Genomic DNA, 8,333 nt, shown 5'->3' on the forward strand with positions numbered 1-8,333 from the left:
AATGAGTAAAACAATTCTAGAAGTAAAAGATTTAAGAATTAACTTTAAAACTTATGCAGGGCTTGTCCATGCTGTACGTGGTGTTAACTTTGATTTAAAAGAGGGTGAAACACTCGCTATAGTAGGTGAATCAGGCTCTGGTAAAAGTGTTACGAGTAATGCATTAATGAAACTAATTCCCCAGCCACCTGGTATTTATGAGTCAGGACAAATTTTATTTAATGGCCGTGATTTAGTTCCATTAACTGATAAAGAAATGTCTAAAGTACGCGGAAATGAAATTGCAATGATTTTCCAAGATCCTATGACAAGTTTGAACCCAACAATGAAGGTCGGACGTCAAATAACTGAAGTAATTTTGCAACACAAAAAAGTTTCTAAAGACGAAGCGAAAAAACGTGCGATTGAGCTTTTAACACAGGTAGGTATCCCCTTCCCTGAAAAACGCTATAACCAATACCCACATGAATTTTCAGGTGGTATGCGTCAACGTGTTGTTATTGCCATTGCCCTTGCAGCTGATCCTAAGCTATTAATTGCAGATGAGCCGACAACAGCTCTAGACGTAACAATTCAAGCGCAAATTTTAGAATTAATGAAAGAAATTCAGAAAAACTCGCAAACATCTATCATTTTCATTACACACGATTTAGGAGTAGTGGCGAATATCGCTGACCGTGTAGCAGTAATGTACGCTGGACAAATCGTTGAATATGGTACTGTAAATGATATTTTCTATAATCCAAAGCATCCTTACACATGGGGTCTACTTGGTTCAATGCCAGATTTAGATAATGATACTGATGAGCTATTACGTACGATTCCAGGCTCACCACCAGATCTGACGAATCCACCTAAGGGTGATGCATTTGCAGCTCGTAACGAGTATGCTATGGCCATTGATTATGAACAAGAGCCACCAATGTTCCAAGTAAGTGAAACACATTTTGCAAAGACTTGGTTGTTGCATCCTGATGCACCAAAGATTCCTCTTCCAGATGCGGTTGCTAAACGTATTGAAGGGTATTTAGCAAAGGAGGCACAAGAAAATGACTAAAACTGGTGCGAAAAAAATTCTTGAAATCAAAAATTTACAGCAGCATTTTGGTTCGCCAAGTAATCCTATCAAAGCTGTAGATGGTATCAGCTTCGATGTTTACGAAGGTGAAACACTTGGTCTTGTGGGTGAATCAGGTTGTGGTAAGTCAACAACTGGTCGTTCAATTATTCGTTTATATGATATTACAGGTGGCGAGATTGTTTTCGATGGTGAAAATGTCCATGGAAAAAAATCTAAAAATGAGTTAAAGAAATTTAACCGTCAAATGCAAATGATTTTCCAAGATCCTTATGCTTCTTTAAACCCTCGTATGACGGCTGGTGAGATCATTGGTGAAGCCTTTGATATTCATGGCCTTTACAAGGATAAAAAAGAACGTCGTGCAAAAATTCAAGAGTTACTTGAAGCTGTTGGTTTAAACAAAGAACACGCGAATCGTTACGCACACGAATTCTCTGGTGGTCAACGTCAACGTATTGGGATTGCCCGTGCACTAAGTTTAGATCCTAAGTTTATCATTGCAGATGAGCCAATCTCTGCGCTAGACGTATCTATCCAAGCGCAAGTTGTTAACTTACTAAAACAACTACAAAAAGAACGTGGCTTAACATATCTTTTCATTGCCCATGACTTATCTATGGTAAAATACATCAGTGACCGTATTGCTGTAATGTACCGTGGTAAAATCATGGAAATCGGTAAAGCAGATGATATCTACAATCACCCTGTTCATCCGTATACAAAATCTTTACTATCAGCTATCCCACTTCCTGATCCAATGTCAGAGAAGCGCCGTCAACGTATTCAGTACAAGCATACAGAGGTTGACGAAAGTGCAACCTACCATGAAGTAGGTGATCAGCATTATGTTTATGGTACTGCTGATCTAGTAAAAACTTGGGTTGCTAATCGCTAAAAGCTATAACTCCTATCGACAGTATAAAAACTGTGATGGGAGTTTTTTAATTTATACCCACATTTAACTGTAGTCTAAACCTGTATAACGTAATTATCAATAAAAGGCATATATACAAGACTTTTGTAATTGTTATTGAATGTTTAAAGTAAATTTTATTAACTTTTCTACTCTATAACCTCTTTAATTTTCTTTCATTCACAGCATCTTTAAATAGGTTTTGAAAAAACAGTCTTTCTTCTATCAAGAAAGACTGCTTCTTTGATACCTATTATTTTATTGGAGCATCTGCTGTTAATTCAATATCTTGTAACTCTGTAAGATTTGCATAATCAACATTGTAATTTTTCACGCGTTTATTAACTGGAATAACTTCAGTTCTGAAGAATGTTGGAACTACCATTGCTTTATCACTCATATATTCTTGCCATTCACGGAAAGCTTTAGAGCGTTTTTCTTGATCCATAGCATCTTCGGAGTCGATAGCTGCTAATAATTTTGTTAACTCAGGTGATACATAGCGGCTAAAGTTGAATTCAGCACCTACACTATATAAGCCCGCTGGGGATGGATTTGTTCCTGTATTCCAAGCTGCCATAAACATATCGATCTCCGGATCATCTGCTTGTACTTTATCATAAAATGCATTGAACTCGATAAGACGTCCAGTTGTTAACTGTACATCTAAACCAACTTCTTTCCAATTTTGACGGAAGTATTCAACAATTGCTTCATCCGTTTCTGACCCAGCCATAGAAGCTAAACGAATTGAGAATTTTTTACCATCCTTATCTTCACGAATTCCATCACCATCAACATCTTTAAAACCAGCTTTATCTAATAACTCTTTCGCTTTTTCTGGATCGTAATGGTAACCCTCTAATGTTTCATCATAGAATGAGAATACTGGTGGAATTAAAGAGTTGCCACGTACACGCAAGCCTTGATAGAATTTTTCAGCAACTCCCTCAACATCTGTTGCGAACGCAATTGCTTGGCGTAACTCTACATTGTTCATTTTTGATTTTTCATCAAACACGTTTACTTTTGCTGTTGTATCATACTTTCCTAACTTAAAGCCGATATAAGAATAAGACAATTCTGGTCGACCAAGTACAGAAATATTTTCTAAAGATTTAATACTATCAAATTGAGTAGTTGGATAAGATGTTGCTAGATCATATTTCCCTGTTCTTAACGCCTCACCAATTGAAGTTGGTGGAACAACTTCGATTACAACTTTATCAACTTTCGGCTTTCCTTTAAAGTAATGTTCGTTAGCTACAAGTTGTACAGATTCACCATTAACAACTTTATCAAGTTTAAATGCGCCAAGAGTCACCGGATTTTTTCGTACTGCATCTGAAGCTAGTAAATCTTTTACTGGAATTGACTCTAATTGATGTTTTGGTTCTGCATAACCCCATAAGCCATCCCCACCATAATAAATTGCAGGTGATACTTTTTTAAATTGAATTTTAATTGATTTATCATCTACTTTTGTAATACCTGAGATTGTATCAGCCTTGCCATTATGATATTCTTCTGCCCCTACAATATTTCTGAAGTCATCATCGTAACGTACACCTGTATAATCAGGATGTCCAATAATTTCGTAAGGATATATTAAATCTTCTGCTGTTACTGGTGTACCATCAGACCATTTATAATCACCTTGCAATGTGACTGTTGCTGTTTTAGCATCAGTATCAACTTCTAATTTTGCAGCGCCCTTATCAGTAATAAGGAAGTCACCATCAACGTCAAATATTGAATTTGTCATATATGCTAAAATATCTGAGTCATAGGCATCTTCATAAAGCTCATAGTTGAAAATCCCTTGGAATGGAGAGCTTGCTACAAGTCCTACACGTAATGTACCACCTTGAATTGCTTCTCCTTCATTTGTTACCTCCATTGGAAGTAAAGAATCATTAGTTGCCTCAGATTCACCAGACTTTTCTGTTTCACCAGACTTTTCAGTGTTATCTGTTTCTGTGCCTTTTTCAGACCCACTACCTCCACCACCATTGCACGCTGCTAAAATTAGCATGAATGCAAAAAGTACGGATAAGAATAACCAATTTTTCTTCATGTGTAAATCCTCCCCTTTATCCTAATCGTTGTTTTGCGTCAGCCGCACGTCTTAGCGCTTGACCAACATAATTTATACCAAGCATCAAAATTAATATTAATAATGATGCGGGCAACCAAATCCACCATTTTGTAGATAATACTATTGGGTTTGTTGCATAGCTTACTAATGTCCCTAAGCTAGGCGTAGAAGGTGGTAATCCAAAGCCTAAAAATGATAGACCTGTTTCAATACCCACATTTCCAGCAAAGTTTAAAGTTAGCTCTACTATTAACAAAGAACTTAAATTTGGTAGTATCCCTTTAAACATAATGGCAAAATCACTAGTCCCCATTGTTTTGGATGCATTTACATAATCTCTTCGTCCCTCTGATAGAGCTTTACTTCGAACAAGACGCGCTGTACTGATCCATTGGAAGGCACTTAAAATCAAAATCAACTCTAAAACACCATATTTAGGAATAATTGTGACCAAAACAATGATAATCATTAAGGTAGGTAATGTCATAAGAAAATCAATGATACGCATAAATAGGTTATCAATAAAGCCACCATAGTAACCCATTATTATTCCTAGCGCAATTCCTAAAGCATTTGCAATAAGAGTGATTGCAATTGCAATTAAAATAGAATTTTTTGCACCAATAATAAGCTGTCCATACATATCACGCCCAGCTTCATCAGCCCCCAAAATATATCCATTAACACCAGGTTCTGTAAATCTCTCTAATAATTTAATTCGTAATATCTCATCCTGGTTCATAAAAGCAGACATAATTAATATCACAACTATAAGTAAAGTTATACCTATAAATGAAAATAATGCTAATTTATCTTTTCTGAATTCACGTATAACAACTTGAATTCCTGTTGGTGGATTACTTTCAACTTTCACTACATCATTTTTTTGCTCCATTTTATTCACCTCTCCTTATGCGTTCAATTTAGCTGCTAGTCTATGCGGATACGTGGATCAACAATGCTCATAATTATATCTGACAATAGACTACCTAATAACGCTAAGAAGCCATAAAGCATGACAAGAGCGGTAATAACACTATAATCGCGACTTGTTACAGAATGGATGAATAATTGTCCCATACCTGGGAAGCCAAAAATTGTCTCTATGAATATTGAGCCACCCAATAATCCTGTTATTGTAAAGCCAAGAAAGGCTGCAATTGGTAATAAGGAGTTACGGAAAATATGTCTTCTATAGATTATTTTCATTGGTACACCTTTACTACGTGCTGTTTTAACATAATCCTGTGTCTTGGCATCAATAATTTCTGAACGTAAGTACTGAATAATTGTAGTTGTAGCTAGTATTGCATATGTCATCGCAGGTAAAATTAAATGATACAAGCGATTCCAATAATACTCGAGCGTTCCCGGCTCTACACCTACATCAACAGTTCCACTTGTCGGAAACCACATTAAACGATATCCAAAAATATATAAGAAAATTAAACCCAACACAAAGGTAGGTATTGCATAACTTATGAAGCTATACAAAGTAATCGACTTATCGTACAAAGTATCCTGTTTACGTCCCGCTATCATTCCTAATGGAATAGCTATTAAATAAACAAGAATAGTGCTAAGCAAAGCGAGCCAGAATGTGTTTAATGCACGCTCACCTATCAATGTGGACACTGCAAGTTTATATGTATAGCTTTGTCCAAAGTCCCCCTGAAAGGCATTGATTACCCAATGGTAATATTGAATATACCAAGGGTCATAGTAACCCGCTTGAATCCTTAGTTCTTCGATTCGTGCAGGGTCAGTTTCTGGAGTAATTAACCCTGTAAAAGGATCACCTGGCATTTGTTTTGCTAAAACAAAAATAATTAAACTTAGTACAAACATTTGAGGGATCATTAAAATTACTCTTCTAACAATTGTTTTCCACATTTCACATTCCCCCTGACATTGCAACCATATGTGTGTCTGAAATGGATTTCAGTGGGTAGACTTTTCCATGCTCATCATAATATTTATGTTGCTCTTTTTGATAATTTTCCTCTACTTTTTGTCGAATTAATTTACGCTCATCCCTAGTCTCTGGTTCGATATTTGGAATGGCTGATAAAAGGCGGTTCGTGTAAATATGCTGAGGATTCTTATAAATATCATGTCTTGTACCAGTTTCCACAAAGCGTCCTTTATACATAATAGAAATATAATCACACATATGTTTAACAACACCTAAATCATGAGAAATGAATAAGTAAGTAAGACCGTATTCATTTTGGATATCTTTCATAAAATTTAAGACCTGTGCTTGTACAGATAAATCTAACGCAGAAACAGGTTCATCAGCGATAATCATTTTAGGGTTACATGCAACCGCTCGTGCAATTCCAAGTCGCTGCTTTTGTCCACCTGAAAATTCATGGGGATATTTGAGTAAAACGTCCTCTGACATCCCTACAATTGCAAGCAACTCTTTAATACGTTTGCGCTCCTCTTGATCACTAAGCTTCATAAAATTTCGAATTGGCTCTGCTAGTATATCAAGAACGCGTTTTCTAGGGTTCATACTCGAATGAGAATCTTGAAAGATCATTTGAATATCTCTGTTATAGGCAGAATCACGTTTTCTCTGTTGATTTGTCACATTTTCGCCCTCATAAACGATTTGCCCAGAGGTAATTTTTTCTAAACCTATAATTGCTTTGCCTGTAGTAGACTTTCCAGATCCTGATTCCCCTACTAGTCCATAGGTTTTCCCTTTTTCAAACTCCATTGTCACACCGTCTACTGCATATACTCGATCAACAATGGTATTAAAAAATCCACCACGTATTGGATAATGAACATTTAAATCCTTAATTTGCATAAAGCTCATACAGTCCCGCCCCCTTCTTCACCTTCAAAATGAAAGTGTTTCCAGCAGGTACATCTCACAAAATGCCCTGGTGCAATTTCATGTAATTGAGGTTTTGTCTCGTGTGAAGATGCATCAATCCAAGGAATTCGTCCTGAAAAACGACAACCTTCTCGAGGTAAATTTATTAAAGATGGTACCATCCCTTTAATGACTTCTAGTCTTTCATTTTCGCTATGTGTTTGTGGAATTGAATTTAATAGCGAACGAGTGTAAGGATGTCTTGGATTATTGAATAGTTCCTGAACTGGAGCTTCTTCAACTACTTCCCCTGCATACATAACTACAACTCGATCAGCCATCTCTGCTACAACACCTAAATCATGAGTAATGAGAATAATGCCTGTCTCCGTTTCAGTCTGCAATGTTTTTAATAGATCTAAAATTTGAGCCTGAATCGTAACATCTAAAGCTGTTGTCGGTTCATCTGCAATTAAAATAGTAGGCTTACATGATAAGGCAATAGCAATCATGACCCGCTGACGCATACCACCAGATAACTGATGTGGAAATTGTCTAGCCACACGTTTTGGGTTAGCGATACCAACTTGATTTAATAGTTCTAAAACTCTCTCTTCACGCTGTTGTTTTGTAAGCTTAGTATGATAGATTAATCCTTCTTCAATTTGTTCATTAATCCTCATTAATGGATTAAGTGCTGAAAGTGGGTCTTGAAAGATAAATCCTATGTCATTTCCACGTAAGTTATTAAATTGTTGTTCATTCAATTTAGCTAAATTTTGGTTATTATAAAAAATATCGCCAGATACCTTTGTATTTACTTCATTATGCAAGCCTACAATTGTAGTCGCTAAAGTACTTTTACCACAACCAGATTCTCCAACTATTGCTAATACCTCATTTTTTTTTAGCGAAAGTGAGACATCATCTACAGCAGCGTGGTATGTATCTTTAATTCGAAAACTTGTAGTCAAATTAGATATTGTTAATAAGTATTTTGCTGTATTCAAACAATCTCTCCTCTATTATTCATTATTCTGAAAATAAAACTTGATACTTATATCAGAATCATATTTAACTTTTCTCTCCTATCCTCTCCTTTTCTATTAGATAAGCGTGAATTTAATATTTTTTTTGCTTTAAATCATTAAATCACTGATAGAATTATCTGAAAATTAAACCGTGATATTATTTTAGCTAGAAAACATGTATAAACGCAAGTACCTTTTTCAAATTATTACAAACCAAAATATAAATTTCCACCATACGTCTCTCTCAAAAAAATAGTAATTTTATTATTTCGATTTCAGAAACATTTTACTTTTTATTCTCAAAGTTACATTTCCTTCAAATAAATATTTTATAAATATAATAAATAGAATTTCTTACTATATTTTTTTACAGAAATTAA

The 8,333-nt window shown here is 35.5% G+C and carries 7 protein-coding genes; 2 read left to right on the top strand and 5 right to left on the bottom strand.

All coding sequences use genetic code 11. From position 1 onward, the window contains the following. Position 1: 1 nt before the first annotated feature. Positions 2 to 1,057 (top strand): ABC transporter ATP-binding protein, encoded by a 1,056-nt coding sequence (locus C7B89_RS04230; RefSeq protein WP_048395385.1) that lies wholly within the window; start codon positions 2 to 4, stop codon positions 1,055 to 1,057. Further along, positions 1,050 to 1,976, top strand: a complete 927-nt coding sequence (locus C7B89_RS04235; RefSeq protein ID WP_054549873.1) for an ABC transporter ATP-binding protein — start codon at positions 1,050 to 1,052, stop codon at positions 1,974 to 1,976. The genes C7B89_RS04230 and C7B89_RS04235 overlap by 8 nt, the downstream gene beginning before the upstream one ends. A gap of 271 nt (positions 1,977 to 2,247) precedes the next feature. Here the strand turns inward: C7B89_RS04235 and C7B89_RS04240 are convergent, their stop codons facing one another. Genes C7B89_RS04240 through C7B89_RS04260 form a run of 5 tightly spaced genes read right to left on the bottom strand, consistent with a single transcriptional unit; the run spans position 2,248 to position 7,932 of the window. Beyond that, positions 2,248 to 4,071: an oligopeptide ABC transporter substrate-binding protein gene (locus C7B89_RS04240; RefSeq protein WP_103117559.1), complete on the bottom strand. Its 1,824-nt coding sequence runs from the start codon at positions 4,069 to 4,071 to the stop codon at positions 2,248 to 2,250. A 16-nt stretch (positions 4,072 to 4,087) separates the two neighbouring features. Then, positions 4,088 to 4,987 carry an ABC transporter permease gene (locus tag C7B89_RS04245; RefSeq protein ID WP_103117558.1) on the bottom strand — a complete coding sequence of 300 codons (900 nt, stop codon included), beginning with the start codon at positions 4,985 to 4,987 and terminating at the stop codon, positions 4,088 to 4,090. Positions 4,988 to 5,022: 35 nt separating this feature from the next. After that, on the bottom strand, positions 5,023 to 5,985 hold the full coding sequence (gene opp4B, locus C7B89_RS04250) for an oligopeptide ABC transporter permease (protein WP_004227362.1): 963 nt from the start codon (positions 5,983 to 5,985) through the stop codon (positions 5,023 to 5,025). 1 nt (position 5,986) lies between these two features. Next, positions 5,987 to 6,922, bottom strand: coding sequence for an ATP-binding cassette domain-containing protein (locus C7B89_RS04255; RefSeq protein WP_115673211.1), 936 nt, complete (start codon positions 6,920 to 6,922; stop codon positions 5,987 to 5,989). Continuing rightward, entirely contained in the window at positions 6,919 to 7,932 is a 1,014-nt protein-coding gene (locus C7B89_RS04260; protein WP_103117556.1) for an ABC transporter ATP-binding protein, read from the bottom strand. The genes C7B89_RS04255 and C7B89_RS04260 overlap by 4 nt, the downstream gene beginning before the upstream one ends. Between the last annotated feature and the right edge of the window lie 401 nt (positions 7,933 to 8,333).

This window comes from Lysinibacillus capsici (assembly GCF_003367505.1).
Classification (GTDB): domain Bacteria; phylum Bacillota; class Bacilli; order Bacillales_A; family Planococcaceae; genus Lysinibacillus; species Lysinibacillus capsici.

What these genes read in the sequence shown, in the direction of transcription:
- C7B89_RS04230 (WP_048395385.1), top strand. Translation starts at nt 2, where the DNA reads ATGAGTAAAACAATTCTAGAAGTAAAAGATTTAAGAATTAACTTTAAA.
- C7B89_RS04235 (WP_054549873.1), top strand. Translation starts at nt 1,050, where the DNA reads ATGACTAAAACTGGTGCGAAAAAAATTCTTGAAATCAAAAATTTACAG.
- C7B89_RS04240 (WP_103117559.1), bottom strand. Translation starts at nt 4,071, where the DNA reads ATGAAGAAAAATTGGTTATTCTTATCCGTACTTTTTGCATTCATGCTA.
- C7B89_RS04245 (WP_103117558.1), bottom strand. Translation starts at nt 4,987, where the DNA reads ATGGAGCAAAAAAATGATGTAGTGAAAGTTGAAAGTAATCCACCAACA.
- opp4B (WP_004227362.1), bottom strand. Translation starts at nt 5,985, where the DNA reads ATGTGGAAAACAATTGTTAGAAGAGTAATTTTAATGATCCCTCAAATG.
- C7B89_RS04255 (WP_115673211.1), bottom strand. Translation starts at nt 6,922, where the DNA reads ATGAGCTTTATGCAAATTAAGGATTTAAATGTTCATTATCCAATACGT.